The 24,606-nt window shown below is 67.4% G+C and carries 24 protein-coding genes and 1 pseudogene; 7 read left to right on the top strand and 18 right to left on the bottom strand.

Features of this window, described 5'->3' with window-relative positions; genetic code table 11:
* Nucleotides 1-191 precede the first annotated feature (191 nt).
* Both ACFWPH_RS19180 and ACFWPH_RS19185 read right to left on the bottom strand, forming a co-directional pair.
* Nucleotides 192-1,085 carry an SDR family NAD(P)-dependent oxidoreductase gene (locus ACFWPH_RS19180; RefSeq protein ID WP_378752781.1) on the bottom strand — a complete coding sequence of 298 codons (894 nt, stop codon included), beginning with the start codon at nt 1,083-1,085 and terminating at the stop codon, nt 192-194.
* A complete protein-coding gene (locus tag ACFWPH_RS19185; protein WP_378752783.1) occupies nt 1,082-1,846 on the bottom strand; it encodes an SDR family NAD(P)-dependent oxidoreductase in 765 nt (254 codons plus the stop codon). Before ACFWPH_RS19185 ends, ACFWPH_RS19180 begins: the two co-directional genes overlap by 4 nt.
* Before the next feature lie 100 nt (nt 1,847-1,946).
* Here ACFWPH_RS19185 and ACFWPH_RS19190 point away from each other — a divergent pair, with 100 nt between their 5' ends.
* From ACFWPH_RS19190 to ACFWPH_RS19200, 3 genes are all read left to right on the top strand, one after another.
* Nucleotides 1,947-3,095, top strand: coding sequence for a thiolase family protein (locus ACFWPH_RS19190; RefSeq protein ID WP_378752785.1), 1,149 nt, complete (start codon nt 1,947-1,949; stop codon nt 3,093-3,095).
* A gap of 286 nt (nt 3,096-3,381) precedes the next feature.
* Complete coding sequence (gene meaB, locus ACFWPH_RS19195) at nt 3,382-4,296, top strand: methylmalonyl Co-A mutase-associated GTPase MeaB (protein WP_378753512.1); 915 nt, start codon at nt 3,382-3,384, stop codon at nt 4,294-4,296.
* Nucleotides 4,297-4,652: 356 nt separating this feature from the next.
* On the top strand, nt 4,653-5,558 hold the full coding sequence (locus ACFWPH_RS19200) for an AsnC family transcriptional regulator (protein WP_378752787.1): 906 nt from the start codon (nt 4,653-4,655) through the stop codon (nt 5,556-5,558).
* Here ACFWPH_RS19200 and ACFWPH_RS19205 read toward each other — a convergent pair whose 3' ends face one another.
* The 9 genes and pseudogenes from ACFWPH_RS19205 to ACFWPH_RS19245 form a co-directional block, all read right to left on the bottom strand.
* Nucleotides 5,559-7,253, bottom strand: a complete 1,695-nt coding sequence (locus tag ACFWPH_RS19205) for a CocE/NonD family hydrolase (protein WP_378752789.1) — start codon at nt 7,251-7,253, stop codon at nt 5,559-5,561.
* Between the two features lie 37 nt (nt 7,254-7,290).
* The gene (locus ACFWPH_RS19210) at nt 7,291-8,727 is read right to left on the bottom strand and encodes an FAD-binding oxidoreductase (protein WP_378752791.1); all 1,437 of its coding nucleotides are present in this window, start codon (nt 8,725-8,727) and stop codon (nt 7,291-7,293) included.
* A 60-nt stretch (nt 8,728-8,787) separates the two neighbouring features.
* Nucleotides 8,788-10,011 (bottom strand): FAD-dependent oxidoreductase, encoded by a 1,224-nt coding sequence (locus ACFWPH_RS19215; protein ID WP_378752793.1) that lies wholly within the window; start codon nt 10,009-10,011, stop codon nt 8,788-8,790.
* Between the two features lie 41 nt (nt 10,012-10,052).
* Nucleotides 10,053-11,039 carry an amidohydrolase family protein gene (locus ACFWPH_RS19220; protein ID WP_378753514.1) on the bottom strand — a complete coding sequence of 329 codons (987 nt, stop codon included), beginning with the start codon at nt 11,037-11,039 and terminating at the stop codon, nt 10,053-10,055.
* Nucleotides 11,040-11,093: 54 nt separating this feature from the next.
* Nucleotides 11,094-11,156: pseudogene (locus ACFWPH_RS19225) on the bottom strand (twin-arginine translocation signal domain-containing protein); the annotation flags it as partial.
* 383 nt (nt 11,157-11,539) lie between these two features.
* Nucleotides 11,540-11,974 (bottom strand): nuclear transport factor 2 family protein, encoded by a 435-nt coding sequence (locus ACFWPH_RS19230; RefSeq protein WP_378752795.1) that lies wholly within the window; start codon nt 11,972-11,974, stop codon nt 11,540-11,542.
* Nucleotides 11,975-11,977: 3 nt separating this feature from the next.
* Nucleotides 11,978-13,039 (bottom strand): dihydrodipicolinate reductase, encoded by a 1,062-nt coding sequence (locus ACFWPH_RS19235; RefSeq protein ID WP_378752796.1) that lies wholly within the window; start codon nt 13,037-13,039, stop codon nt 11,978-11,980.
* A 31-nt stretch (nt 13,040-13,070) separates the two neighbouring features.
* Nucleotides 13,071-13,925, bottom strand: coding sequence for an acyl-CoA thioesterase (locus ACFWPH_RS19240; RefSeq protein ID WP_378752798.1), 855 nt, complete (start codon nt 13,923-13,925; stop codon nt 13,071-13,073).
* Between the two features lie 48 nt (nt 13,926-13,973).
* Nucleotides 13,974-14,630, bottom strand: a complete 657-nt coding sequence (locus tag ACFWPH_RS19245; protein ID WP_378752800.1) for a TetR/AcrR family transcriptional regulator — start codon at nt 14,628-14,630, stop codon at nt 13,974-13,976.
* A gap of 185 nt (nt 14,631-14,815) precedes the next feature.
* Between ACFWPH_RS19245 and ACFWPH_RS19250 the strand changes: the two genes are divergently transcribed.
* The 4 genes from ACFWPH_RS19250 (at nt 14,816) to ACFWPH_RS19265 (ending at nt 18,322) form a co-directional block, all read left to right on the top strand.
* Nucleotides 14,816-15,814: an acyl-CoA dehydrogenase family protein gene (locus ACFWPH_RS19250; protein ID WP_378752802.1), complete on the top strand. Its 999-nt coding sequence runs from the start codon at nt 14,816-14,818 to the stop codon at nt 15,812-15,814.
* Between the two features lie 141 nt (nt 15,815-15,955).
* The gene (locus ACFWPH_RS19255) at nt 15,956-16,744 is read left to right on the top strand and encodes an enoyl-CoA hydratase (RefSeq protein ID WP_378752804.1); all 789 of its coding nucleotides are present in this window, start codon (nt 15,956-15,958) and stop codon (nt 16,742-16,744) included.
* 191 nt (nt 16,745-16,935) lie between these two features.
* Complete coding sequence (locus ACFWPH_RS19260; protein WP_378752805.1) at nt 16,936-17,445, top strand: hypothetical protein; 510 nt, start codon at nt 16,936-16,938, stop codon at nt 17,443-17,445.
* 328 nt (nt 17,446-17,773) lie between these two features.
* Nucleotides 17,774-18,322: a hypothetical protein gene (locus ACFWPH_RS19265; RefSeq protein ID WP_378752807.1), complete on the top strand. Its 549-nt coding sequence runs from the start codon at nt 17,774-17,776 to the stop codon at nt 18,320-18,322.
* A gap of 65 nt (nt 18,323-18,387) precedes the next feature.
* On the opposite strand, the gene ACFWPH_RS19270 is transcribed toward ACFWPH_RS19265, so the two are convergent.
* From ACFWPH_RS19270 to ACFWPH_RS19300, 7 genes are all read right to left on the bottom strand, one after another.
* Nucleotides 18,388-19,287, bottom strand: coding sequence for an acyl-CoA dehydrogenase family protein (locus ACFWPH_RS19270; RefSeq protein WP_378752809.1), 900 nt, complete (start codon nt 19,285-19,287; stop codon nt 18,388-18,390).
* Nucleotides 19,288-19,290: 3 nt separating this feature from the next.
* Nucleotides 19,291-20,406, bottom strand: a complete 1,116-nt coding sequence (locus ACFWPH_RS19275; protein ID WP_378752811.1) for an acyl-CoA dehydrogenase family protein — start codon at nt 20,404-20,406, stop codon at nt 19,291-19,293.
* A 146-nt stretch (nt 20,407-20,552) separates the two neighbouring features.
* A complete protein-coding gene (locus tag ACFWPH_RS19280; protein WP_033245731.1) occupies nt 20,553-20,969 on the bottom strand; it encodes a nuclear transport factor 2 family protein in 417 nt (138 codons plus the stop codon).
* Entirely contained in the window at nt 20,953-22,191 is a 1,239-nt protein-coding gene (locus ACFWPH_RS19285; protein WP_378752813.1) for an amidohydrolase family protein, read from the bottom strand. The genes ACFWPH_RS19280 and ACFWPH_RS19285 overlap by 17 nt, the downstream gene beginning before the upstream one ends.
* 2 nt (nt 22,192-22,193) lie before the next feature.
* Nucleotides 22,194-22,535 carry a hypothetical protein gene (locus tag ACFWPH_RS19290; protein WP_033245729.1) on the bottom strand — a complete coding sequence of 114 codons (342 nt, stop codon included), beginning with the start codon at nt 22,533-22,535 and terminating at the stop codon, nt 22,194-22,196.
* Nucleotides 22,525-23,787 (bottom strand): aromatic ring-hydroxylating dioxygenase subunit alpha, encoded by a 1,263-nt coding sequence (locus ACFWPH_RS19295; RefSeq protein WP_378752815.1) that lies wholly within the window; start codon nt 23,785-23,787, stop codon nt 22,525-22,527. Before ACFWPH_RS19295 ends, ACFWPH_RS19290 begins: the two co-directional genes overlap by 11 nt.
* 4 nt (nt 23,788-23,791) lie before the next feature.
* On the bottom strand, nt 23,792-24,322 hold the full coding sequence (locus ACFWPH_RS19300; RefSeq protein WP_280416949.1) for a carboxymuconolactone decarboxylase family protein: 531 nt from the start codon (nt 24,320-24,322) through the stop codon (nt 23,792-23,794).
* Nucleotides 24,323-24,606: the final 284 nt, after the last annotated feature.

Genomic DNA, 24,606 nt, shown 5'->3' on the forward strand with positions numbered 1-24,606 from the left:
GATGTACCTCCACACGGTCGGGTACATCTACAGACCGATCCCGGGCCGGAATCTCATCGGCGGGGATCGTGCCGCCACCGAATTCGGCGCCCGGAATGCGGAGCCCGGCGGCAAGGGTGTGGCGCGGCCGACCGGCGCCGGTGCGTTGAACAGTGCGGTCGAACGCCGGCCGGTCGACCTCGTCCGCGTCCTCAGCGGGTGGCGAGTAGCGACTCCGAGCGTTGGATCGTGCCGGTGATCCCGGTGGCGTTCTGCGCGGCGAGCAGGGCCGCGGCCCGGCCCATCGTCTCGGGCGGTTCCACCATCTCGGCCGGGATATCGCCGCCGCCCGACGCACGCCAGCCTTCGGTGAGTACGACGCGCGACGGGCTGAGACAGTTCACCGCGATATTGTCCGGCCGTAGATCCGCGGCCAGCCCGAGATAGAGGCGTTCCGCCGCGGCCTTTGATACCCAGTAGGCGTTGGAGCCGCGATCGGTCATATTTACACCTGTGGTGGTGACAGCGATCAGTGCGCCGCCACCGCGAGCCCGGATATGCGGGATCACCTCGCGGGTTACCAGAAAAACTCCGGTCAGATTGACGTCCAGGCATAACTGCCAGCGTTTGAGTGGGGTGCTCTCCACCGGGCCCAGCCACAGCACGCCGGCGTTCGCGACGAGGATATCGATACCGCCGAATTCGGCAACGGTCGCGGATACCGCCTCGCGTACCGAACCCTCGCGGGTCACATCGCAGGGCACCGCGAGTGCACGCCCGCCCGCGGCTTCGATTCGCGCGGCCACTTCATGGATCGTTCCCGCGACCCGCCCGGACTCCTCCGACCGGGCGGCCACCGCGACGGCCGCACCCTGCTGCGCCAGGGTCTCGGCGATCGCGGCGCCGATCCCGCGGCTGGCGCCGGCGACGAACGCGACCTTGCCCTCGAGCGGACCGTTGTTCGTAACCGGAGAGGTGGCCCGGTGCGGACCGTTCGGCCCTGTTGTGCTGCTTCGGACCGGCGCGCCGTGGCCGGTACGGGCGGACCTCGACGGTGCCTCGGCCCCTGCATCGATCTCGCCGTGGCCAGGTCGTCCGGTACTCACTTCGGTGGGAACCGCAGGGCACCGTCGAGGCGGATGACCTCGCCGTTGAGATAGTCGTTCTCCACGATGGACTGCACCAGCTGCCCGTACTCCGGCGAGCGGCCCATCCGCTTCGGGAACGGGATCTGCGGCGACCAGTACTGTTCCAGCTGGTCGGCGGCCTTGCCGTAGGCGGGGGTGTTGAAGGTGCCGGGTGCGATGGTGACGACGCGGATGCCCAGCGGGGACAGGTCCCGGGCCGCGACCAGGGTCATCCCGATAACGCCACCTTTGGCGGCCGAGTAGGGGAGCTGCCCGATCTGGCCTTCGTAGCCCGCGACGGAGGCGGTGTTCACGATGACGCCGCGCGAACCTTCCTCGGTGGGTTCGGATTCGGCGATCGCCGCGGCGGACAGTCGCATGACGTTGAAAACCGCGGTCAGGTAGAACTCGATGGTGGTGCGGAATCCGTCGAGCGCCAGGGGGGAGCCGTCCTTGCCCACCAGTCGCCCGCCGCTGGCGGGGCCGCCGTGGGTGTCGACGGAGATACGCAGCGGGCCGAGGGATTTCGCTTCCTCGATGGCCGCCTGGACCGACTCTTCGCTGGTGGCGTCGGTGTGGACGTACCGGATACCGAGCTCGCCGACGAGCTCCTTGCCTTTGTCGTCAGCGACATCGGCGACGACCACTTTGGCTCCGGCGGCGTGGAGCCGCCGGACGGTCGCCTCGCCGAGCCCGCCCGTACCGCCGACGACAATCGCCGAACTTCCCTGGATCTGCATAGCGCTACCCTCTCTTGCGATTATCGCTCTCAGATTGAGAGAATACTATTCTCATGTATATCGGCAAGATCGTCGACGTGGCGGAAACTGGAGTGAACTGATGCCCGAAGCCGTGATCGTATCCGCGCTGCGTACCCCGATCGGTACCGCCGTGAAGGGAACCCTGCGCGAAACCACCGCCTTCGACCTCGCCCATCACGTGGTCGAAGCGACGACAAAACAGCTGGAAACCGATGCTCCGGTCGACGACCTGATCCTCGGGGAGGGCCGCTACGGCGGCGGTGTGATCGCCCGGCACGCCGCGATCACCGCCGGGCTCAGCGGCGTACCGGGCCTGGCGCACAACCGGCACTGCGCGGCCGGGATGGCGGCCGTGCAGACCGCGGCGGCAGGAATCCGGGCCGGAATGGACCGGCTGGTGCTGGCGGGCGGTGTCAACGCCGATTCCACCGGGCCCAGGGCGCGATTCCGGGTGGGCCCGGACGAATGGGTGGATCCGTGGACCTCGCCCTCGCATCCGGATCGCCCCGACGCTCCGAACCTCGATATGTCGATCACCGTGGGCTGGAACGCCGCGGTGAAATCCGGGATCACCCGCGAGGAGTTGGACGCCTGGGCGCTGCGTTCGCACCGCAATGCCGTCGCGGCGATCGACGAGGGCCGATTCGACGACGAAGTCGTGCCGATCGACACCCCGTTCGGCCAGTTCGCCGTGGACGAGCATCCCCGCCGTTCCACCACCATGGAGAAACTGGCCTCGCTGAAGGTCCTGCACCCGGAAATCGAAGGGTTCTCGATCACCGCGGGCAATGCGGCCGGCGCCAACGACGGCGCCGCACTGCTCACCGTCGCCAGCGACGAACTGGGTCTGCCGGCCCTGGCCACCATCCGATCCTGGGCCTCGGTGGGCGTCGACCCCGCCGATACCGGTCTCGCCCCGATCGAAGCGATCACCAAGGCCGCGCACAAGGCCGGGATCTCGCTGAGCGATGTGAAACTCTTCGAGATCAACGAAGCCTTCGCCTCGGTGCCCATCGCGGCCGTACGCGCCCTGGACCTGAACCCGGACCTGGTGAACGTGAACGGCAGCGGCTGCTCGCTGGGGCATCCGGTGGCCGCCACGGGGGCCCGCATGATCGTCACGACCATTCACGAGTTGCGCCGCCGCGGTGGTGGACTCGCGATCGTGGCGATGTGCGCCGGTGGTGGTATGGGTGCGGCGACCGTGCTCGAGGTCGCCGCTCCGTGACGGCTCGGCCCCGGACCTCGGCGCCCCGGTTCGTGGACCTCGGCACCGTGGTTCGTGGACCGAGACAACGCGGTCCCCGGACTGGCCGCGGCCGTTCCGGGGAACCGGCGCCCGAACCCGTCCGGCACGGCAACGGAGACAGGCGATTGCGGCCGGATGCAGGATCCGGGTGCCGCCGAACGTCTGGCCTTTCTGGCTGCCACAGCGCGGAGCGACGTGGAGGAGTGAAGGAGTGCAGAATCCAGGCCGAGACAGTGCCGAACCGCATAGCGCCGGAATCGGCGCCATGGAGCCGACGGCGTTGATCGCCGCCGCGCGGGCCGGATCGGTGCGCGCGGCGGGCCGGCTGCTCACGCTGATCGAAGGCGAGCGTCGCGACGAGGTATTGGGGCTCCTCGAGCCAGCGACGGTCCGGGTGGTCGGGTTCACCGGGCCCCCGGGCGCCGGTAAATCCACCACCATCGCCGCGGTGGTCACGGCCTACCGATCGCAAGGGTTGCGGGTGGCCGTGCTGGCAGTGGACCCGTCCTCCCCGTACAGCGGCGGCGCCCTGCTCGGCGACCGGATCCGGATGGCCGCCCATATCGACGACCCGCAGGTGCTCATCCGCTCCATGGCCACGCGCGGGCATCTGGGTGGGCTTTCGGCGGCGGTACCGGCGGCGATCCGATTACTGGCCGCGCTGGCCTACGACCTCGTGGTCATCGAATCGGTCGGCGTCGGCCAATCGGAGATCGAGATCGCCGCCGTGGCCGACCCCACTATCGTGGTCCTCACACCGGGTGCCGGTGACGCGGTGCAGGCGGCGAAGGCCGGACTGCTCGAGGTCGCCGATCTGCTGGTGGTGAACAAGGCCGACCGCCCCGGCGCCGATCAGACCGTCCGTGAATTGCGCGCCGAATCCGCGGCGCCCATCCTCACCGCGGTCGCCGCGGACGGCACCGGGATACCCGAATTGGTCGCGGCCGTCGACGCTCACCACCGCGCCGATACCCCCGCCCGGCGGGCCGCCCGGGCCCGGTCACAGATCCTGTCGCTGGTCTACACAAGACTGCGTTCCCACCCCGACCTCACTACCCTCGCCGAGGCCGTCGCCGCCGGCCGCTGCGATCCGTACACCGCCGCGGAACTCCTCTCCCCGAGATCCGCGCAGCAGCGGCAGGAGCCCACAGCGCACGTGGAAGACGTTGCCGCAGGCTGAGAACCGCCACAACCGCGGATCGAGAGGTATGTGCCCGACGATGGAGTATGTGAATGCTCCTGCGCCCGGACCTGTTTTCGATGTGTTCGCAGTGTTGAACGGCGCGCTGGTCCTGCGGGCCCACCGGCATGGATGTATCCCGTTACAGGTTCCGCGGACACAGCCGGGGGGATTGCTCGCCGAACGTGTGGTCACCTGCGGGCCGAGTATCTTGGCGGCATGTCCTGCCACTCCGGAACGAAGTTGTCCCTGCGCCACCGATGCCGCAGCCTTCTCCGGCCTGGTCCGCTCCGGCACCGGCAGGATTCGTTCGGCGCCGGAAACCGCTGCCTTCCGGCTCCACTCGGCTACACGGCGTGGTGACCGGCGCAGGCACGACCGTCACTGTCACGGAAGCCGATGTGCGGCTGGTCCAGGAGCTCGACCGGGACCCGGTGGCCACCTACGCGACCTTGGCCGAGCGGCTGGGGGTGGGCGAGCGTACGGTGGCGCGGCGCTACCGGCGGCTGGTGGAGCTCGGCCTCATCCGGATCGTGGCCCGGACCCTGCCGGGTTTCGAGGGCGGTGTCGGCTGGCTGATCCGGACGTGGAGCGATACCGCCCATGCGAGCAGGCTCAGCAAGGCCCTTGCCCGGCAACCTCGGTCGCGGTGGGTCCGCACGTCCACGGCGGGCGATCAGGTGGTGTGGGGCCTCGTCTCGTCTCCGGGGCCCGGCGATCCGGTGCTCAGTGGTGTCACCGACGACCCGAGGGTTCGGGGCATCGAGTCGATGCAGCTGCTCGAGGTCTGGACTGTGCACGGGCAGGCCGCCGTGGAATGGCCGAAGTATCGGCTCGATGACGTCGACCGGGCCGTCATCGCCGCGCTCAGGGTCGACGGCCGCCGGTCGAACAGCGTTATCGCCGCGAGTGCGGGGGTCGACCCGGCGACGGTGGCGCGCCGTACGCGCCGCCTCGTCGAGTCCGGAACCCTCTACTACGAGGTGGAGATCGATCCCGCGGTGCAGGGCCTCGGGGTGGATACGATGATCTGGATCACCATGGCCCCGGGACAACTGGGCCAGTTGGCCGAGAAGCTCAGCCGGCACCCGTACTGCCGGTTCGTGGCGGCGACCTCGGGCCGGTTCAGCCTCGCGCTCAACGTGGTTCTTCCCCGTTATCAGGACGTGGTCACGTTCGTCGACGGCGAACTGGCCGGATGCGGGGTCGTTTCACAGGAGGTCGTACCCATGAGCCGTGCGCTCAAGCGCGGCGCACGCTGACTACCGGCGCCGCACGATCAGCGTCGAGCCGCTGTCTCCACCCGTGTGCACGCTGATATGCGCGACCGTTGCCTCGGACAGCGCAATGTCCTGCCGGCCGGTGTTGGTGTTGCGCTCGTACGTCGGGAACAGACTGCCGGCGAGGTTGAGCCGCAGCCGGTGGCCCGGCAGCACGGTGTGCGCGATGGGATGCAGCTTGATCCGCAGGGCCGCAGGCTGCCCCGGGACCAAGGCGACCGGTGCGGCGCTGCCGTGGCGGTGACTCGCGCGCAGCACACCCTCGGTCAGGTTCACCGAGGCGGCGTCCGGGCCGACATCGGTGAGTACCGCGGTCATATCGGTGTCCACGACATCCGCGGTGAGGGTGAGGGCGACTTCCACCGGGCCGGCGACGGTCCACGGTTCGTCCGAGGTTTCCGTGGTGAACGAGAGGACATCGTTGCGTGCTTCGACGCTGCGTTGGTCCGCCGGCCCCATCGGCGATTGGGGCTGGTAGCAGCAGCTGTGCCCGCCCTGGGCCGGGACCGGGTCGGCCGGGTCGGAGCGGAACCCCACCTCGGCCGGTGCCCCGGGCTGTCCCCCGAGACCACCGTCTGCCCGGAGCGGCAGTTCGATGGTGACGGCGTCGGCAGGGGGCCATTGGTTCGCCTCATGCCAGGAGTTGTCGCCGCCGGTGAAGAAGCGCACCGGCGTATCGAATCGCCGTCCCTTGCTGCCGGGACCGCCGCCCCGGCGAGTGCTGCCGGGATTGCCGTCGCGGCGAGTTCCGAGACAGCGGTCGACCCACGCGATCGCCTCGGCCGGGTAGTCGAACTCGGCATCGGGCCCGAAGTCCGTGCCGTTGAGGGAACGCCCCCACATGTTGTGGCTCCACGGCCCCAGGAGCAGGCGCGATTCGCGTCCCGCCGCGGTGAGCCGCCGGTGGTTCTCGGTCGTACCGGACACGAAGATGTCGTACCAACCGCCGATGTTGAGCACCGGAACCTCGATATCGGCCAGCACCGGCCGCAGCGAGATATCGTCCCAATACGGAGTGCGGGTGCGATGCGGTCCCAGCCAGTCCGCGAAGTACGGCGCGACATCCTTGCGGTCCGGGAGCAGCGCCGGGAGCGCGGCGGGTGGGGCGAACCGGAATGCGCTGTCCATAGCGCCGGTGTAGACGTCGTTCATCAGTTTCTGGATCTCGTCCCCGTCCGGTAGGCGCCCGGCGGCGGAATTGGCGACGTTGCGCGTCAGCCACGTTTCGACGAAGGCCAGTGCGAAGGCACCGCCGGGATAGACCATATCGTCGTAGTAGTCGGCCGGGGTCTCGGCCGCGACGACGGCAACGAGTGACTCCGGGCGCCGGGAGGCGGCCTGAAGTGCGCAGGTGGCGGCGTAGGAACTGCCGATCATCGCGACCTCACCGGTGGACCCGTCGATCCGGGCTGCCCACTCGACCGCCGCGGCACCGTCGCCGGCTTCGTGGACGAACGGAGCCCACTCACCGCTGGAAGCGTTCTGCCCGCGGACATCCTGAATGATCCCGATATACCCGGCGGCGGCGAGGCGCTCGCCCAGCTCGGTGTGCCAGTCCTTCGTGTAGGGGGTGCGCTGGAGTATCACCGGCGCCGGAAGCTCGTCGGGGCGGTAGATATCGGCCCGCAGCGTCTCCCCGTCCGCGGTGACGAAGACGGCGTCTCGTTCGATCTGCATGGTTGTGCTGTTTCCTCTCGGTACCGAGGCCGTCGGGTCAGGACCGCGTGGACGGGTCGAGAGGCAGCAGAGCCCGTGGGTTGAGAATCCCCGCCGGGTCGAACAGTTCCTTGACACGCCGCTGCAGCGCCGCCGCGCCCGCATCCGAGGCGTCGGCCACGGCTTGTCGCTTATCCGCGCCGATGCCGTATTCGGCGGCTATCGCCCCGCCGAGTCCGGCGACGGCCTCGGTCAGCCGGGCCCGGACGCCGAACGCCCGTCCCGCCGACTCTCCATCGGCAGGGTCGAAAGTGATGACCGGGTGGACCACGCCGTCGGCAGGATAGGCGTAGGTGAGGATCTGTTGACCAGTCTGCGCCGCCACATCGTGCACGGTGGACAGGAACCCGCCGAGTGCTCCGGCGGGCAGGACGTAGTCCTCCACGACCATCGCGCAGCTGCCCTCGAGTACCTCGAAGAAGGCGGTCCGGGGCCGGCTCACCATGTCGCCCTGGCCAGGGTCGTCGGTGGTGAACACCTCGGGTGCACCGTGCTCGCGGCAGATATCCGCCATGAGCGCGATCTCTCCTTCGGCACCGGGGCCGGCGTCGGAGTAACCATAGAGAACAGCCCGGGTATCGGACTCCAGGCCCATGTGCAGCATGCTTTCGGCCACCTCGAGCGCGGGCCTGTCCAGGATGACCAGCTCACTCGGACGCATCCGGTGCGCGATGGCCGCGGCGGCGTCGAAGGCGGCATCGTGGCCGGCGAAGAACGCCGCCAGGGTGTGCCGCGCCGACGGAGCCGGCAGCAGCCGCAATGTCACCTGCGTGATCACACCGAGGGTGCCCTCGGAGCCGACGAACAGCCCGGCCAGCGGTAGCCCCGTGGACGATTTCGGTGCCCCGCCGCCGATCTCGACGAGGGACCCATCGGCGAGCACGACTCTCAGGCCGAGGACGTAGTCGCGGGTCGAACCGTACTTGTAGCCGTTGGCGCCGCCGGAGTTCGTCGCCACGTTGCCGCCGACGGAACAGAAATCCGATGAGGTCGGGTCCGGTGGATAGAACAGTCCTTCGGCAGCCGCGGCCGCGCTGACAGCATCGTTGACCGCCCCCGGCCCGACCACGGCAGTCATCGCCTCCCGGTCGACGGAGATATCGTCGAGCATTTCCACGCTGAGGGTGATCGCCCCGTCGACCGCCGTCGACCCGCCGACCACACTGCTCCCCGCTCCCCGCGGAACCACCGGGACCCGGTGCTTCGAGGCGAAGCGCAGCACGGCACACACGTCGTCCTCGGTCCTTGCGCGCACCACCGCCAGCGGAGTCCCCGCGGACGGGTCCATAGTCCGGTCCTGCCGGTAGCCGGCGACGATATCGGCGTCGGTGACGACAGCCCCGCCGGGTAACAGGTCCGTCAGCTCCCGGACGAGCTCGGGAGCGGCCCCGGCGGTGCTGCCGGTCGGCTCGGGGGTCGTGGTTTCGATGCTCATCGGTATTTCCTTCCCGCAGTGCGGCGAGTCGGGCAGTGGTGTGATCGGTGCGCCGAGTGGTCAGACCGCGTCGAAGTCGCCGCGTGCGTACGCTTCCTGAATCCGGTTGAATTCGCCGGTTTCCGACATCTCCCGGAGCTCGTCGGCGCTTTTGGCCGCGATACCGCGCTCGGTGGCGTTGAGCCTGCGATTGGCCAGCGAGACGGAGGTCGTGACCGGTCGGCGCTCGTTCTCGTAGGCGCGCAGGGCGGCCGGGACGCCGCCGGCCGGGCCGTCGCCCGGAGTGGGAGCCAGATGCCGGGCGAGGCTCACCGCATCGAGGATGGCCTGCGATCCGCCGTTGGCGCCGATGGGGTACATCGGGTGCGCGGCGTCGCCGAGCAGCGTGACCCGGCCCTGTCCCCACGAGTCCAGTGGTTCGCGATCCACCATCGGGTATTCGAGCACGTCGTCGGAGGCGGCGACGAGGCCCTCGATATCGAGCCAGGTGAACCCCCAGCCACGGACCAGCCCGACGACGTCCGCGGCGACGGTCGGTACATTCCGGATACCGTCGTCGTCGAGTTCCGTAGCCGTGTGTCCGGGTACCATCGCGACCCAGTTGATCAGCGACCGTCCCGCCGACTCCGCCTCGCGGGAGATCGGGTAGGTCAGGAACCGGGTCGCGTTCGCCCCGTAGACCAGCACCATCGACCGGCCGTCCAGGAACGGTTCGTCGGCGTCGCAGGTGCCGCGGTACATCGTCGTACCCTCCGACAGGTACGGGTCCGCGCCCGGGTGCAGCTGGGCGCGCAGCGGTGAATGCACCCCATCGGCCGCGAGTACGGCAGATCCGGTGTACTCGTCCCCGCCGGTGGTGCGGACGGTGACGCTGCTTCCTTTGTCACGGGCCGACTCCACCCGGGCCCCGGTGATGATCGAGCCCTCGGGGAGCCGCGCGGTGGCGGCGGTGTACAGCATCATCTGGAGCTGTCCGCGGTGCACGGAGAACTGCTGAACCGTGCCACCGAAACTGCGGCGCGCCAGTTCGACACCGTCCTGGGTGAGGTACAGCGACTGCGAGGTGGGGATGGCGAAAGACGCCAGGTCATCGCGCAGGCCGAGCTCGCCGAGCGCGTCGGCGGCCGCAGGCTGCAAGTTGATGCCGACGCCGAGAGGCTGGAGCTGCGCGGCGGCCTCCAGCACCGTCACCCGCAGGCCACGGGCATGGAGCGCGAGGGCGGCGGTGAGTCCGGCGATGCCGGCTCCCGCGATGACGACGTCGGTGTCTGTTGTGTCGGTCATCGCCGTCTCTCCTTTCTGGTGACTGTCCGGAACCTGCCGTCCTATCCGGCGGGGCGGGGCCGGAGCGCGGACCCGTACAGCTCCTTCGCGTTTCCGGAGAGAATCCGCTGCGTCAGGTCGGCGGGCAGCCCGGCGTCGCGGATGTAGGTGATGGCACGGGTGTACTTGTCGTCTTGGAAGTACGGGTAGTCCGAGCCCGCCAAGATTTTCTCCGGGTCGAAGACCTCGGCCGAGAGCCGCAGGGACCCGCCGGAGAAGTTCGCGGCGTCGAACCACATGTGGCGCAACGTTTCCGCCGGTGACTCAGGAAACGAGCCCCAGTCTTCATAGTTGTCCTCGATGCGCTGCGAGAGGAACGGCAGGTCCCCGCCCAGATGCGCGATGTGGAACCGCAGACCGGGATATCGAGCCGGATAGCCGGCCTGCAGCAGCTGCAGGGTGGCGATCGCATCTTCCACCGGGGCACCGTTGACCCACTCGAGTCCGTGCTCCGATATCGGCGGCGAATGGGCGCCGGCGCCGGTCGGATGAACGTAGAGGATGCTGCCGCGGCGGTTGAGCTCTTCGAACACGGGCCGGTAAAGGTCGTCGGTGATCGCGGCCCGCGGATCGTCGAGCACCGTGTTGATCGCGATACCGGCGAAGCCGAGCTCGTCGAGGCAGTAGCGGATCTCTTCCAGGCTCTTGTCCGGGTGATTCAACGGGATCGCCCCGTACGCGAGGAACCTCCCGGGGTGGTCTTCGATCACTTGCCGATAGATGTCGTTGACCATGCGCGTGGCCTCGGCGGCGCCGGTCGCGTTCGCGACGAGTGGCACCTGTGGGGTGGCCGACAAGACCTGGATATCGACGCCCGCGGTGTCCATCATCCGGATCCGGGCGTCCATTTCGTCCGGCTCGGTACTCGCGCGCATATTCCGCGCTATCGCAGTGGTATCCGGGGAGACACCTATCTCCTCCAGCTTGTCCAGATAACGGGCCGGATAGATGTGGGCGTGACTGTCCACAACCGGTGTGCCGTTTCCCATCTGTTCCTCCTCTCCCGCTCCCGAGCCCCCGGAGGGGCCGTTGTCTGTACAGGCGGCAACAGCCACCGCACCGATGGCCGCAGCCGCCGCGAGGAAACTTCGTCGAGACGTTGCCATGGCACTCCTCTCGGTCGTGATCCGACAACGATTCCCGGTGGAGTTGTCGTGCCTCGACCATTCAAAGAGCTGCGGGACCGAGCAGCCAGTATTTGCCGGAATCCGTCACCGAAACTCGTATGTGCGCCATGAACGACACAAACTAGAGATTTCGCGCAGATATCCGCAACAGCGGGCACGGAGGCTCGCCCCGGGGCGCCGGCCGCCACCGGCCGGTTTCCGCACGGCGGCATCGAGTCTGTCGATATCGCGGCCGGTGATCACCACCTGCGCGCCCTCGTCGAGCAGCCGCCGCGCGGTGGCGAGGCGGGCCGGTGCCCGGCCCGAAGACCGCGCGGATTCCGCCGGCGGCAGTGCCGAACCGGATCAGCGCCTCAGAGACTTCATTCGGCAGTGCCGCCCGGCGGGGCCGCCTGGGCAGGTGTGAAATCCATGTGGAGGCGAGTGAGGCGCTGGGAGCGGATACGCCACCGGCCGTCGGTCTTGGCGTAGGTTTCGTGGTAGTGGCCGAAGCCGTGCAGCCGGGTGCCGTCGGGGAAGGTGAGCCGGTCTTCCATGGCCCAGATACCGGTGGCCTCGGTCTCGGAGAGTAGTTCGATCTCCGGTGTGTGGCCGTGGTGGACGGTGATCGCGTCACCGATCCGGGGAGTGAGGAAGGTCAGGAATTCGTCGGCGCCGGTGATCACTTCGCCACCCGATCCGGTGACGTCGATGACGACATCGTCGCAGAACAGTTCCCGGAAACCGGACCAGTCCTTGGTATCCATCAGCCGGAAATAGCGGGCCTTGAGGGCGCGGATCGCTTCGTAGTCGTTCATGGATCATCCCAGGGTTGCGGTGATCGGGGGCAGGTCGAGGACGGTGCGGATACCGGGGGTGGCCGCGCAGACGTAGCGGACGGCGTTGACGGCCCGATTCGCGGTGTAGGCGGGGGAGTGCTCGGCCATCTGATCGAGCGGGAACGGGAAGACCATATCGATTTCGAGGGGTGCGTCGCCTTCGACGCCGATATGCCAGCCGGTGGGCCGCATCTCCCAGCCGGTTTCGGCCTGTGCGCCGCAATGCCAGATGGCCTGGAAACGCAGGACGGTCCGGCCCTTGTGTGTGCCGGAGATCGTGATCCGTTGTGCGGCAACCGTTCCCCGCGGGATCGTGCCGGCGGCGATATCGAAGGTGCGTGCCGCGGTGGCGACCTCGCCCGTGGCGGACACCTTGTCGAGCGGTAGGCCGATTCCGTCGGCGAGCAACCGCAGTGACGGGCCGAAGCTGTTGCGCAGATGGTCCAGCCGCAGCTGGGCGAAATCGCCAGGGGGGCCGCCGAATCCCATGACGTCGAATAGGATGGCCGGCGAGTTCCGCTGGGAGAGATCGGCGTATTCCTGGATGGTGAGCACGTCGAGCTGCCGTTGGATCGAGGCGAGCACCAAGGGAACGGCTTCGGTGATGAAGCCCGGACTACTGCCCGTGCTGTGGATCGAGGTGCCGCCGGTTGTGCACGCCGCCTCCACTCGCGCCCGGGCCGCGGGATCCATACTGCCGGGATGGTGGAAGACACCGGCGGTGGTCACGATATTCACGCCGGCGGTGAGTATCCGGCAGACTTCGTCGATATCGCAGGCCTGTGGCATGTAGAGCACGCAGTCCGGCGTGTCGCGCAGGATTTCACCGATATCGCCGGTTGCGCGGACCCCGGTGGGGTCCGGTGATCCGCACAATTCGGCCGCATCACGACCCTGTTTAGCGGGGCTGTGCGAATACACGCCTGCCAGAACCAGTTCCGGGTGGTCGACGATCGCGCGCAGGGCCCGGGCGCCGATGGTACCGGTGGACCATTGGGCGACCCGCAACGATCCGGCCGGGGCAGAAAGGGGAGAGGGGCGCATCGTTTGCCTATCGTCGTGCGGGCCGGTTGATTCAGGGCCGGAAACGCAGCAGGGCTTCCTGCGCGAAGGAGGCCACCAGGGTGCCGTCCGCGGTGAGGACGTCACCACGACCGTAGGCGCGGCCGTGTGCCATGACCAGGCCCTCGTGCCGTAACAGCAACCAGTCGTCACTACGGAAAGGGCGGTGGAACCACAGCGTGTGCGAGGTGGTGGCGGAGGTGAATTCGGTGCCGTTGCCGCTGTGGTCGAAACCTTCGATCGGGCGCAGGACGGTGCCGATGACATTGAGATCGGTGGCATAGGACACCAGCCCGGGGGCGAGTTCCGCGCCGACCTCGGGCGTGCGCATCCACAGGTCGTACTCGGCCGGGCCGGCGGACTTGTCGCCGAGGTCGGTGAGGGAACGGGTTTCCCAGGGGATCAGGCCGATATCGACGGTGTGCTCGGGGCCCGGAACCGGTGGCGTCGCGCCGATTTCCTGATTCTCCCGCCCGTCCTCGAGTGCGGTCATGGACAGCAGCGCGGTGGCGATCACATCGCCCTTCTGCCGGGCGACGACGGTGAGGGTGGCGAACGAGCGCCCGCGATGCTGTGGCTGCACCACGTAATAGACCGGGGCGTCGCTCTTACCCTCGCGGGCGAAGATGACGTGGACGGATTTCACCGTTTTGTCCGGGCAGGCGAAAACCGCGGCGCGCAGGAACTGTGCCAGCAGCTGACCACCGAAGAGTCGATGGTATTCCAGCTGCTGATTGGGGCCCTCGAATACCGACAGGGTGGCCTGGGGGTCGGGTGCGGGTGCCTCGGTGTCGTCGTCGGCCTGCGGTGCGGTGGGACGCAGGCGCAGATCCATACAGGCGAGAAGGTCGGTCCAGAGATCGGGCATACAATGAGTGTAAACCTGTATCTCGAATTTGGAGAACGCTATTCTCGCCTAGATGCCGCGGGCGAACCCCTTGGCGCAGAACTCCCAGATCTCCTCGGCCGAGATCGGATAGGCCGTCTCGTCGTCGATTCCGCCGTTGGACTGGGCAGTGAACATCACCGTCTGCATCACCATGGCGGCCATCCGGCGCGGATTGAGTTCCTCGCGCAGCAGGCCGTCCTTGTCGGCGTCGACCATGAGCTCGGTGAACAGCGCCAGCAGCGGCGTATGCGCGACCTTCACCTGGGACGGATGGCTGACCAGCAACTGCGGGGCGAAGTCGGTGAACAGCGGGCGCTGCGCGGTGGGGTCCGGGCGGCTCAGTTCGTAGAGGAGTTCCACGGCGAGCTGCAGCCGGTCCAGGGCGTTGTCCTTACCTGCGGTGGCGGCGCGGATCTGGTCCGCGGTGCGGCTCAGGGCATCTTCGAACAATGCCAGCAGCAGTTCGTGCTTTCCGTCGAACTGCAGGTAGAAGCTGCGCAGCGACTGTTTCGACCGATCCACGACCTCCTGGACCGTGAAATCCGTGGTGCCCTTTTCGGTGATGATCGCCTGGGCGGCATCGAGGAATCGCTGCACGCGCTGTTCGGCCCGCAGCTTCGCGGTGCGGATCGAGCGCTCTACCGCACGCTGCTTCCAGGCGGGCTCTTCGCTCGGGGCGGTCACCGGCCGGCCCATCCGATCCCATCGATCCCATATGAGGAGAACATGGGTGCACTGTACCGGAGAACGTCCCATGTCCGGGCAGGCACGTCCGGTGTTCGCGCCATTGAGGAGACTATTAATTTCATCTCAAGAGAATGCTATTCTCCTGAACGTAACGCAACCCCGCCCAACAGGAGGCAGTCCGGATGCTCTTCGAGTTCGATGCCGACCAACGGCTGCTGCGGGATACGGTCCGCGAGGTCACCGCCAAGGAATGCCCCGCCTCGGTGATCCGGGAGATCGTGGACGCGGGGGCCGATCCAGGCCGGTTGTGGAAAACCTATGCCGAACTCGGCTGGACCGAACTCGTGGAGCCGGCGGCGACCGTGGAGCTCGGGATCGTGCTCGAAGGACTCGGGCGGGCCACCGATCCGACACCCTACCTCGCCACGATGACCCAGTTTGCGCCGCTGGCAGGCGCTTTCGGCACCCCGGAAGGAACCGGTGCCGCGATCTTCGACGGAGTCACCGCGGTCCGCGACGGTGCCGGCTGGCTGCTGCACGGTACGGCCGGCCAGGTGCTCGACGGCGACCGCTGCGACCGGCTCGCGGTGGTCACCACGGCCGGGGTGTTCGTCGTACCCGCGCATACCGTCACCACCCGGCGGGTCGAGGTTTTCGATCCGGTACTGCATATCGCGGAGGTCACCTTCGACGGGGTGCGGGTCACCGATGCCGATCGCACCGGCGCCGATCCCGAACGCGCCCGGCAACTGGCGCTGACCGGCCTCGCGCTGACGACGGTGGGCGCCTGCCAGCGCATCCTCAACCTGGTGCTGGACCATGTGCGTACCCGCCGGCAGTTCGATACCGCTATCGGGGCGTTCCAGGCGGTCCAGCACAAGGCCGCCGATATGCATCTGGCCATCGAACGAGCGCGCGCCCTCGGCTACTTCGCGGCCCTGTGCCTGGCGGAAAACGATCCGCGCCGCACCATGGCGGCGGCGATGGCCAAGGCCGCAGCGGGGGAATGTCAGTCGGTGGTGTTCCGGCACGGTGTGCAGCTGTTCGGTGCCATGGGATTCACCTGGGAGAACGATCTGCAGTTCGCGATCAAACGGGCCAAGGCCGGTGAACTGCTGTTCGGTGGCGCGGCCACACACCGGGCGGTGGTGGCACACGAATATCTCGCCGCCCATCGCTGACCGGCGACACGATGAGAGCGCGCGCCCGGATGCCGGTCGCCGGCGCGGCCGGGGTGCCCAGCAGGCAGCGGGGCGGCGCAGCAAACGGAATACGAGCACCGGGTGTGCACCCGGTGTACCCCGGAACCGAGGAGCACTGTTTTGTCTTATATCGACTATTCCGTCGCCGATAAGGTCGCGACGATCACACTGAACCGGCCCGAAGCGGCGAATGCCCAGAATTCCGCGCTGCTGGACGAACTGGATGCCGCGTGGACTCGTGCCGCCGATGACGACGATGCCGTGGTGATCGTTTTGAATGCGGCCGGAAAACATTTCTCGGCGGGGCACGACCTCAAGGACGACAGCTGGCCCAAACCGGAAAAGATCACCCTCGACTGGATCTATCGGACCGAGAGCCGCCGGTATCTGGAATACACACTGCGGTGGCGTAATGTGCCCAAACCCTCGATCGCGGCCGTCCAGGGGCGCTGTATCGCGGGCGGGCTCATGCTGTGCTGGCCGTGTGATCTGATCGTCGCCGCGGACAATGCGCTGTTCTCGGATCCGGTGGCGATGATGGGGATCGGCGGCGTCGAATACCACGGTCATACCTGGGAACTCGGACACCGCAAGGCCAAGGAGATCCTGTTCACCGGCCGCCCGGTCACGGCCCAGGAGGCCGAGCAGGCCGGGATGGTCAATATGGTGGTGCCGCTCGAGGAGCTGCCGGCCAAGACCACGGAACTGGCCGGCCAGATCGCGAAGATGCCACCGTTCGGGTTGCGCCAGGCCAAGCGTGCGGTGAACCAGACCATGGATGTGCAGGGCTTCTACGCCGCGATCCAATCGGTATTCGATATCCATTCCACCGGGCACGGAAACGCGCTCAGTGTGAGCGGTTACCCGATTCTGGTGGATCTGGATCAGATGAAGACGAATATGAAGTAGCGAAACGGGGTGCGGGCACCGTTCGCCGCGGTGCCGGCACCCCGTATCGAAGAAGTGACGCCGAGCGGAACCGGCGGTCAGGGATTCTTTCGACACGGGCAGCGTAACCGAATGACGACCGCCCGGAACCCGTTTTCGAATTTCCCCGGATGGACAAGAATTCCCGAACGTCCATCGGAAAGGTTTCCGCCATGCGTTCCAGCAGAATCCGGCGTGCCACCACTCTTTTCGGCCTGGTGGCGCTGACCGCCACGGCCGTGATGGGCTGTGGCGATTCCGGAGATGACGCGGCCGCGTCCACCTCCACGCCGGCCGTCACCAGTTCCGCCGCGCCCGCCGCGGCCGCGCCGGAGACCGAGAAAGCGGTCACCGACGCTTTCGTCACCTTCTTCGACGGTAAAGCCGCTCCGGCGACCCGGGCGGGACTGGTCGAGAAAGGGGAAGAATTCAAGCCCTTCCTCGAGGGAATGGCCGCCGACCCGCGCGCCCAGGGGACGAGCGTGACCGTATCGGCCGTGGAGGTTGTGGACGATAAGACCGCCGACGTGACCTACACCCTGCTGCTGGGCGGAAATCCGGTGCTGCCGGATCAGTCCGGGCAGGCGATCAAAGAGGGGGACACCTGGAAGGTGGCCGCGATGACCTTCTGCGCGCTGCTCGCGGTCCAGGGTACGGGTGAAGTGGTCCCCGCCTGCGGCTGATCTTTTCGCGCGGTCGCACTTTCACGGTGACCCGGAAGGCGAAGGCGTCGTATCGGTTGCGCAGTATCGATACGACGTCTTCTCCGGTTACTGCCACCGCATGCGGCAAGCCCGGCGCGCAAACTTTCCGTCCGGAACGGCCTGGTGCGGAACGGGTTTCGGGGTATGGAACACCGCTGACCGCGGCGTAGCAATTTAACCGGATAGGTATCCGTCAAAATCGACGAAACCGGTTATACCCAAGGTGGTGTCGGGCTAAACTCCCCGCGGCGTCCGTAGAACGCGGTTTCCGCGGGCGCCGATCATCACTCTCCAGAAAGACGAACCGATGTCACGAAGACACCGGGTAGCGCGAACTGCCGCTACCTGTGGAATCGCGCTCTCGCTGAGCGCGATCACGGGTTGCGGCAACTTCTTCGGGCCCGACAACTGCTATGTCCTACCGACGACGGCGGCGCCCGCCACCGAAGTCGCCGCCGGCCCCGGGGCGGCGAGCCCCCAGGCCGGTGTTGCCACCTCGGATTCACCGGCCGCCGCCGCCGCGGCGATAACCGGTGTCTACCAAGCGTTTTTCGCGCCCGCGACCGCCACCGCGGACCGGATGGCGCTGGTGGAACGCGGGACGGATTTCGAAACCGAAATCGCCGGAATGGCAAACCATATCCGGACCGCGCTCACCACGGTGGAGATCGCCGATGTGGTGGTACTCGACCCGGCGCACGCCGAATTACGTTTCACCTTGAACATTTCCGGTAACCCGGTGGTGAGCAACCAGATCGGTCACGCGGTGCGGGAGACGAACGGCTGGAAGATCTCCGCCACCACCATGTGCGGCCTGGTCACGATTTCCGGAGGGATGTCCCAGGCATGCGCGTAACGGAAGCCCGCCGGTGATCCCTGCGCCCGGTGTGCGATGAGTGAAAAAGTTCGATACGGCGTTCTTTACAGATGTGCCAGCCGCGGGGCGTACCCCCGCTCGCGCAGTATTGCACCGGCCTCGCGGGTGAGGTCGCGTGAGCTACCGAGTAATCCGTCCAGCACGAGGATCCGCCGATAGTGGCGGTGGAATTCGTGCTCGGCCGTGAAACCTGTCCCGCCCAGCACCTGCTGGCAGTGGCGCGCGGCCACGAGCGCCGCGCGGCCGGCGGCGGCCTTGGCGAGCGCGGCGGCGAGGCAATCGTAGTGCTGCGGCACAGCGCCGGCGGGGTGGGCCGGATGGTGCGCATCGGATGGTCCGACCGCGAGGGCAGCCTCGGCTCCCTCGATGGCGACCAGGGTTTCGGCCAGCCGGTGCCGGACCGCCTGGAAGCCCGCGACGGGTTTGCCGAACTGCACCCGTTCGAGCGCGTGACGGCGTGCCAGTGCGAGCACGGCCCGCGCGGAACCGGTCAGCCACCAGCTCAATGCACGGCGCGCCTGGGCGAGTGGAACGGGCTCGGCGGCGGGCGATTCGGCGGCCGCGCCGAGGACGGACAGTGGTAGTTCGGGATCGAGCAGAACCGTCGGCTCGGCGCGGTACCGTGGCTCCGGCGTGACGCCGGCGGCCGGGCCCGAACCGCTCTGTTCCGTCCAGAGAACCCAGCGGCCGCCGGTGAACGGCAGCGGTATCGGTTCGCCGAACGGGCGGCCTGCCGCGTACGCCAGCACATCGTTGATCAACGGCGCGTGGGTGCCGGTCTCACCGAGCAACCGGAAGGCGAGCGGCACGGCGATCTCGGCGCTGTCGGTGAGCAGCTCGTACCAGCCGAGCTCACGCAGCGCTGGATAGAGCTCCGCACCGCCGGCCGCTGCCATCGTCTTACGCAGCGTATCGGTGAGCAGAGTTTGTTCGTCGGTGTCCACCGCTCACTCCTTTCCCAGGTCGAGCAGGCGGCGGGCAATGATATTGCGCTGGATCTCGGCGGTACCGCCGTAGATGGTCGCCGCGCGGGAATACAGGAATTCCGGGCGCCATTCGGAATCGGCGAGCTCGATCTCGCCGGGCAGCAGATCGCGGGCGGTATCGAAGAGTTGCTGTTCGGCGGTGGCCAGCAGCACCTTGTCGATCGAGGTGTCCGGGCCGAGAACGGCGCCGCCGGCCAGGCGCTGCTGGGTGGCGCGCGACCGGCACCGCACGGTGTGCAAGGCCAGATAGGCGGCACCGAGATCCGCGTCGTCGGCGTGCGCGGTCTGGTCGAGGAGGCGGTCGAGCCGGGTGAACAGATGCGCGATCCGATGCCAGAAGCAGGTGGACCGCTCGTAGGGCAGCAGATCCATCGCGACCCGCCAGCCGTCACCGGGACGGCCCAGCATACGTGCCTCGTCGACCACCACATCGTCGAAGAAGACCTCGGCGAATTCGTCGAACCCGTGCATGGTGCGCAACGGCCGGACGGTGATCCCCGGGGTATCCATATCGACGAAGAACGCGGTGATCCCGTCGTGCCCCGGACCGGTGCGGGTCAGCAGGACACAGCGGGACGCGAACTGCGCGAGGCTGGTCCACACCTTCTGCCCGTTGATCACCCACCGGTCGCCGCGTGGTTCGGCGCGGGTCCGCAACGAGGCCAGGTCCGAACCGGAACCCGGCTCGGAGAAACCCTGGCACCACTGTTCAGTGCCGTCCAGCAGCCGCGGCACCATCTCGGCGGCCAACTCCGGGCGGGCATAGGAGATCATGGTGGGGGCCAGCACCTCCACCATGGAATAGATCCCCGGCTCGGCCAGGTCACGGCTCGCGACCTCTTCGCCGAGCACCGCCCGCAGCAGCGCCGGCCCGCCGAGCCCGCCGACGGACTCCGGCCATCCGTAACGCATCCAACCGGCCTCGTACAACGCCCGCCGGACCCGGCCCAGCTGCGCGACCTGCGCGTCGAAACCGGGTTCGGGTCCGGGGGAGAGGTCGTTGTCGTCCAGCCACGCCCGCACCCGCGACCGGAACTCCCCGACCTCGGCTACCGCCTCCGGCCCTGACTCGCTCATGCTGTGTCCATCGGGCATGAGCGAGGGCTCTGCGTGGTGACGCTTCGCTACCGCCTCCGAGCCTGACTCGCTCATGCTGTGTCCATCGGGCATGAGCGAGGGGCCTGCGTGGTGACGCTTCGCTACCGCCTCCGGCCCTGACTCACTCATGCCGAGGGCCGCTCGAAGGCGTGTGGGATACCGGAATCGTGGATACCGCTGCGCCGGATGAAGGTCATCGCGCGGGTGGCCAGTCGCCAGCCCTTGTCGGTGCGCCGGTAGGTATCGGTGTAGTACCCGATCCGCATATCGTGGGTCGACTGCTCCACGAAACACAGCGGCTGCGTGCCGGTACCGGTATCGCCGTCCAGTTCGATCAGCGGTGTCCCGGTGAGGAACAGGCCCTTCGGTGCGGCGTCGACGAGTTCGGGGAACACGTCGAGGGTGTAGGTGTCGCCGAACGCGCTGTAGCTGCCGTCGGGGGTGAATACACCGATCAGGCCGTCGATATCACCTTTGGTGATGGTGACCGCGTAACGGGCGAGCAGCTGCTGGATTTCGATCAGGTCATCGTTTGCCGCCATAGACCTTCCCGCCTTTCATCACGAACTTCACCTGCTGGGTGACGGTGATATCGGCCAGCGGATCACCGGGTACCCCGATCACATCGGCGAGCAGCCCCTCGGCGAGCCGGCCGCGGTCGGAGACCTGGATGAGCTCGGCCGCGACGACCGTCGCCGCCCGCAACACCGACAGCGGATCGAGGCCTCGCTCGACCAGGGCCACCAGCTCGTCGGCGTTGCGGCCGTGTGGGATCGCCGGCGCGTCGGTGCCGACGGCGATCTTCACGCCCGCGTCGAAGGCGGCTTTCACCGAGGTCCGGGCGCGCGGGAACATCTCGGCCGCCTTGGCCTGCAGTTCCGGTGCCGCCTTGGAGACGTCCATGGCATCGGCCAGACGCGTGGTCGGCACCATATAGGTGCCCTCCCGGACCATGAGGTCGATGGCTTCGTCGTCGATCAGGAAACCGTGTTCGATACAGTCGATTCCGGCCCCGACGGCCTCTTTCACGGCTTCGGCCCCGTGGGTGTGCGCGGCCACCCGCAGCCCGCGCCGGTGCGCCTCGTCGACGATCGCCCGCAGTTCCTCGGTCGAATAATGCTGCGCGCCGGGGGCTCCCGTCAGCGACATGACGCCACCGGATACGCAGACCTTGATCAGCTGGGCGCCGTGTTTGATCTGGTAACGCACCGCTTTACGTACCTCGTCGACGCCGTTGGCGATGCCTTCTTCGAGGGTCAGTTTCAGTACATCGGGGGCGAAGGCCGAGAACATGGTGGGGTCGAGATGCCCGCCGGTGGGGGTGATGGCATGGCCGGCCGGCACGATCCGCGGACCATCGATCCAGCCGGCGTCGATGGCCTTACCGAGCGCCACGTCCAGCAGGTAGCCGCCGGTTTTGACGAACAGGCCGAGGTTGCGCACGGTGGTGAACCCGGCCCGCAGGGTGCGTCGCGCATTGCCGACGGCGCGCAGCATCCGCAGCGGCGGGTCGTCCTGGACCGAGGAGCTCAGCCCGGTTTCGCCCCGGCCGCCCATCAGGAGGTTGACCTCCATATCCATCAACCCCGGCAGCAGGACGAGATCACCGAGCTCGATGACCTCACCCGCGCTTTCTCCCACCCCCGCCCCGGCACCGACACCTCCGACACCGACGATCCGGTCCCCGTCGATGTGCAGAATGCCGGGCCGCACGATTTCGCCGGAGTCCACATCGAGTAGCCCGGCGGCCCGCAGTGTCACCATGGCTACACCACCGGCTCGCGCACGATGTCCAGGTAGGCCGCGCCGCTGTCGGGTACCCGCGGCTGCTTCCAGACCTCCACCGGGAACGACGCCATCACCAGCGACTGCATCAGATGGAACAGGTTGCGGGCCTCGTCGGGCAGATCGTCGAGGTCGAACCGGTCGCAGTAGGCGATGGCATCCTCGAGCCGCGCCATCCCGGCGTCGTAGAAGTCCTGCATCTCCGGCATCGTGGAGGCCAGCCGTTTGGCGTACCGCTCGGGTTCGGTGGGCAGGATCCAGTCCGCGAAGCGTGCCAGATCGGCGAATTCAGCGGGCAGCGCTTGTGTGTCCTCAGTTGCCATTGCGGTATTCCTCGACTTTCTTCTGCGCGGTCTTGTGCAGGTGGCGGAGCAGGATCTCCTGATCGTTGAGCGGGAAATCGGTGACGGTGCGGGTCGCGATCATCGTCTGGGTCGCCTCGAGGGTGTTCGCGTCCTGCAGCGCGTACTCCTTGAAGGTCACGCCGGCCAGCTCCTGGGCCAGCCGCTCCCGAGCCGTCTTCGCGGGCACGAAGTACAGGTTGGCCTCGAAGATGTGCCGGTCCACCGCGGTCGGCCAGTAGTGGTAGGTGAGATACCAGCCCGGCGCCCAGAACAGCAGCGAGAAGTTCGGCCAGATCTCGAATTCGTCCACACCCCAGGCCCGGTGGCCGGCGGGGTTGATCCCCACGGGCAGCGGGTCCAGGCCCTCGATATCTGGGCGGTCCCACGGGCCGAACAGTCCGCTGCGCAGGATGCGCTCGATCGGTTTGACCATGTTCAGGTCCTTGGGCGGGGCCATCCCGCCCCACGACGAGATCATCGAATGCGGCGGCTGCAGGTCGTAGTGCAGGGCCTCGTAGCCGTAGCCGGCGAGTTTGTCGGCCTCGTCCTTCACCGCCTGCTTCATATGCAGGATCGGCGCGTGGTAGAACTCGGCGAAGGCGTCGATGAACAGTTTCCAGTTACTGCCGACCTCGGCCTTGTAGCTGAACACCTCGGTCATCTCGTGGAACGGATAACCCTCCAGCCCCTTGATCATCGGACCGAGGAAGGTGGTCAGCGGTTCGGCGTCGTGGTCGAGGTTGATGAAGATGAACCCCTCCCACACCTCGCACCGCACATCTTTCAGCCCGTAATCGGCGCGGTCGAGGCCGAAGAATTCCTTCTCCTGCTGGACGAAGGTCAGCTCACCCTCGAGGCTGTAGCGCCAGGCGTGGTATTTGCAGGTGAACTGTTTGCAGAAGCCCGAGGTCTCCTCGTTGGGGTAATCGTCCCAGACGAGTTTGTTACCGCGGTGGCGGCAGACGTTGTGGTAGGCGTGGATCTCGTTGTCGTTACCGCGCACGATGATCAGCGAGGTGCCGGCGGCGGAGAGTTCCTTGGTGAAGTAACTACCCTTGCGCGGCAGCCGTTCCACACGGCCGACATTGAGCCAGGTCTTCTTGAAGATCGCTTCGCGCTCGTCCTCATAGAACTGCGGATCGATGGAATCGGAGTAGTCGACCGGCTCGGTGCCCAGATCCGGGTAGTGTTCGGTCCAGCTACCAGCCGCCGGTTTGTTGAAGTGTGCCAAGGGATTACCTCTCGTACTCGGAACGGATGCCGAAGGTGTTGAAGGCCGCGGCAAGCGTGTTGTAGGTGCCGATGGTGAAGATCAGATCCATCCGCTGGTGCTCGTCGAGATGCGCACACAGTCCGTCCCAGGTGGCGTCGGACAGGTTCGATTTCTCGTCGAGTTCGTCGACGGTGCGCAGGATCAGCCGGTCGAGGGCGTCGGCGGCCTCGCCCCGGGCGACCCCGGCGATCTCGTCGGCGGTGATTCCCTCCGCGAGCGCGGCTTCGCGATGGTGGTTCCACTCGTAGACACAGTCCCGCAGGTGCGCCACCCGCAGGATGGCGATTTCGCGCAGGCGGGCCGGTAGCGGGGAACGGAACAGCAGGTGGACGTTCAAGGTGAGGAAGGCCTTGGTCAGCGCGGGATGCCGGACGAGTGTCGACAGGGCGTTGCTCGCCGACTCCGGGTTGCGCAACCTACGCGGCAGCATGACGCGTAGCGCGTCGTCGACGTCCTCGTCCCATCGGTCCGCGGGTAGCGGCGGTACTCGCATCGCGCCTCCTCTCGATGAGAATGGTATTCTCGCTTTCGGATAACAGGTTTCCACGAGCTGCCCGGATAGTCAACGTGAAGGTGTATCGACAGGTGGTAAGCCTGCTGTCGCGACCTCCCTGACCGACCTTGTCGTGGACGACAGGGTTGCCCATCGGGATGTGTACCCGAAAAAGAGGATATTGATTCTCGATAAGTGAGAAGCTAGTTTTCATTCACCGAGAGCTGGGTACGGCGGTCGATCGGCCAGGGTGTCCGACTCGAACTCGGTGTACGGGCGGGCCG

This window comes from Nocardia sp. NPDC058499, assembly GCF_042719915.1.
Lineage (GTDB): Bacteria > Actinomycetota > Actinomycetes > Mycobacteriales > Mycobacteriaceae > Nocardia.

Coding starts and splice junctions, on each gene's coding strand:
- ACFWPH_RS19185 (WP_378752783.1), bottom strand. CDS start 1,846: ATGCAGATCCAGGGAAGTTCGGCGATTGTCGTCGGCGGTACGGGCGGG.
- ACFWPH_RS19190 (WP_378752785.1), top strand. CDS start 1,947: ATGCCCGAAGCCGTGATCGTATCCGCGCTGCGTACCCCGATCGGTACC.
- meaB (WP_378753512.1), top strand. CDS start 3,382: ATGGAGCCGACGGCGTTGATCGCCGCCGCGCGGGCCGGATCGGTGCGC.
- ACFWPH_RS19205 (WP_378752789.1), bottom strand. CDS start 7,253: ATGCAGATCGAACGAGACGCCGTCTTCGTCACCGCGGACGGGGAGACG.
- ACFWPH_RS19210 (WP_378752791.1), bottom strand. CDS start 8,727: ATGAGCATCGAAACCACGACCCCCGAGCCGACCGGCAGCACCGCCGGG.
- ACFWPH_RS19215 (WP_378752793.1), bottom strand. CDS start 10,011: ATGACCGACACAACAGACACCGACGTCGTCATCGCGGGAGCCGGCATC.
- ACFWPH_RS19220 (WP_378753514.1), bottom strand. CDS start 11,039: ATGGGAAACGGCACACCGGTTGTGGACAGTCACGCCCACATCTATCCG.
- ACFWPH_RS19230 (WP_378752795.1), bottom strand. CDS start 11,974: ATGAACGACTACGAAGCGATCCGCGCCCTCAAGGCCCGCTATTTCCGG.
- ACFWPH_RS19235 (WP_378752796.1), bottom strand. CDS start 13,039: ATGCGCCCCTCTCCCCTTTCTGCCCCGGCCGGATCGTTGCGGGTCGCC.
- ACFWPH_RS19240 (WP_378752798.1), bottom strand. CDS start 13,925: ATGCCCGATCTCTGGACCGACCTTCTCGCCTGTATGGATCTGCGCCTG.
- ACFWPH_RS19250 (WP_378752802.1), top strand. CDS start 14,816: ATGCTCTTCGAGTTCGATGCCGACCAACGGCTGCTGCGGGATACGGTC.
- ACFWPH_RS19260 (WP_378752805.1), top strand. CDS start 16,936: ATGCGTTCCAGCAGAATCCGGCGTGCCACCACTCTTTTCGGCCTGGTG.
- ACFWPH_RS19265 (WP_378752807.1), top strand. CDS start 17,774: ATGTCACGAAGACACCGGGTAGCGCGAACTGCCGCTACCTGTGGAATC.
- ACFWPH_RS19275 (WP_378752811.1), bottom strand. CDS start 20,406: ATGAGCGAGTCAGGGCCGGAGGCGGTAGCCGAGGTCGGGGAGTTCCGG.
- ACFWPH_RS19280 (WP_033245731.1), bottom strand. CDS start 20,969: ATGGCGGCAAACGATGACCTGATCGAAATCCAGCAGCTGCTCGCCCGT.
- ACFWPH_RS19285 (WP_378752813.1), bottom strand. CDS start 22,191: ATGGTGACACTGCGGGCCGCCGGGCTACTCGATGTGGACTCCGGCGAA.
- ACFWPH_RS19290 (WP_033245729.1), bottom strand. CDS start 22,535: ATGGCAACTGAGGACACACAAGCGCTGCCCGCTGAATTCGCCGATCTG.
- ACFWPH_RS19300 (WP_280416949.1), bottom strand. CDS start 24,322: ATGCGAGTACCGCCGCTACCCGCGGACCGATGGGACGAGGACGTCGAC.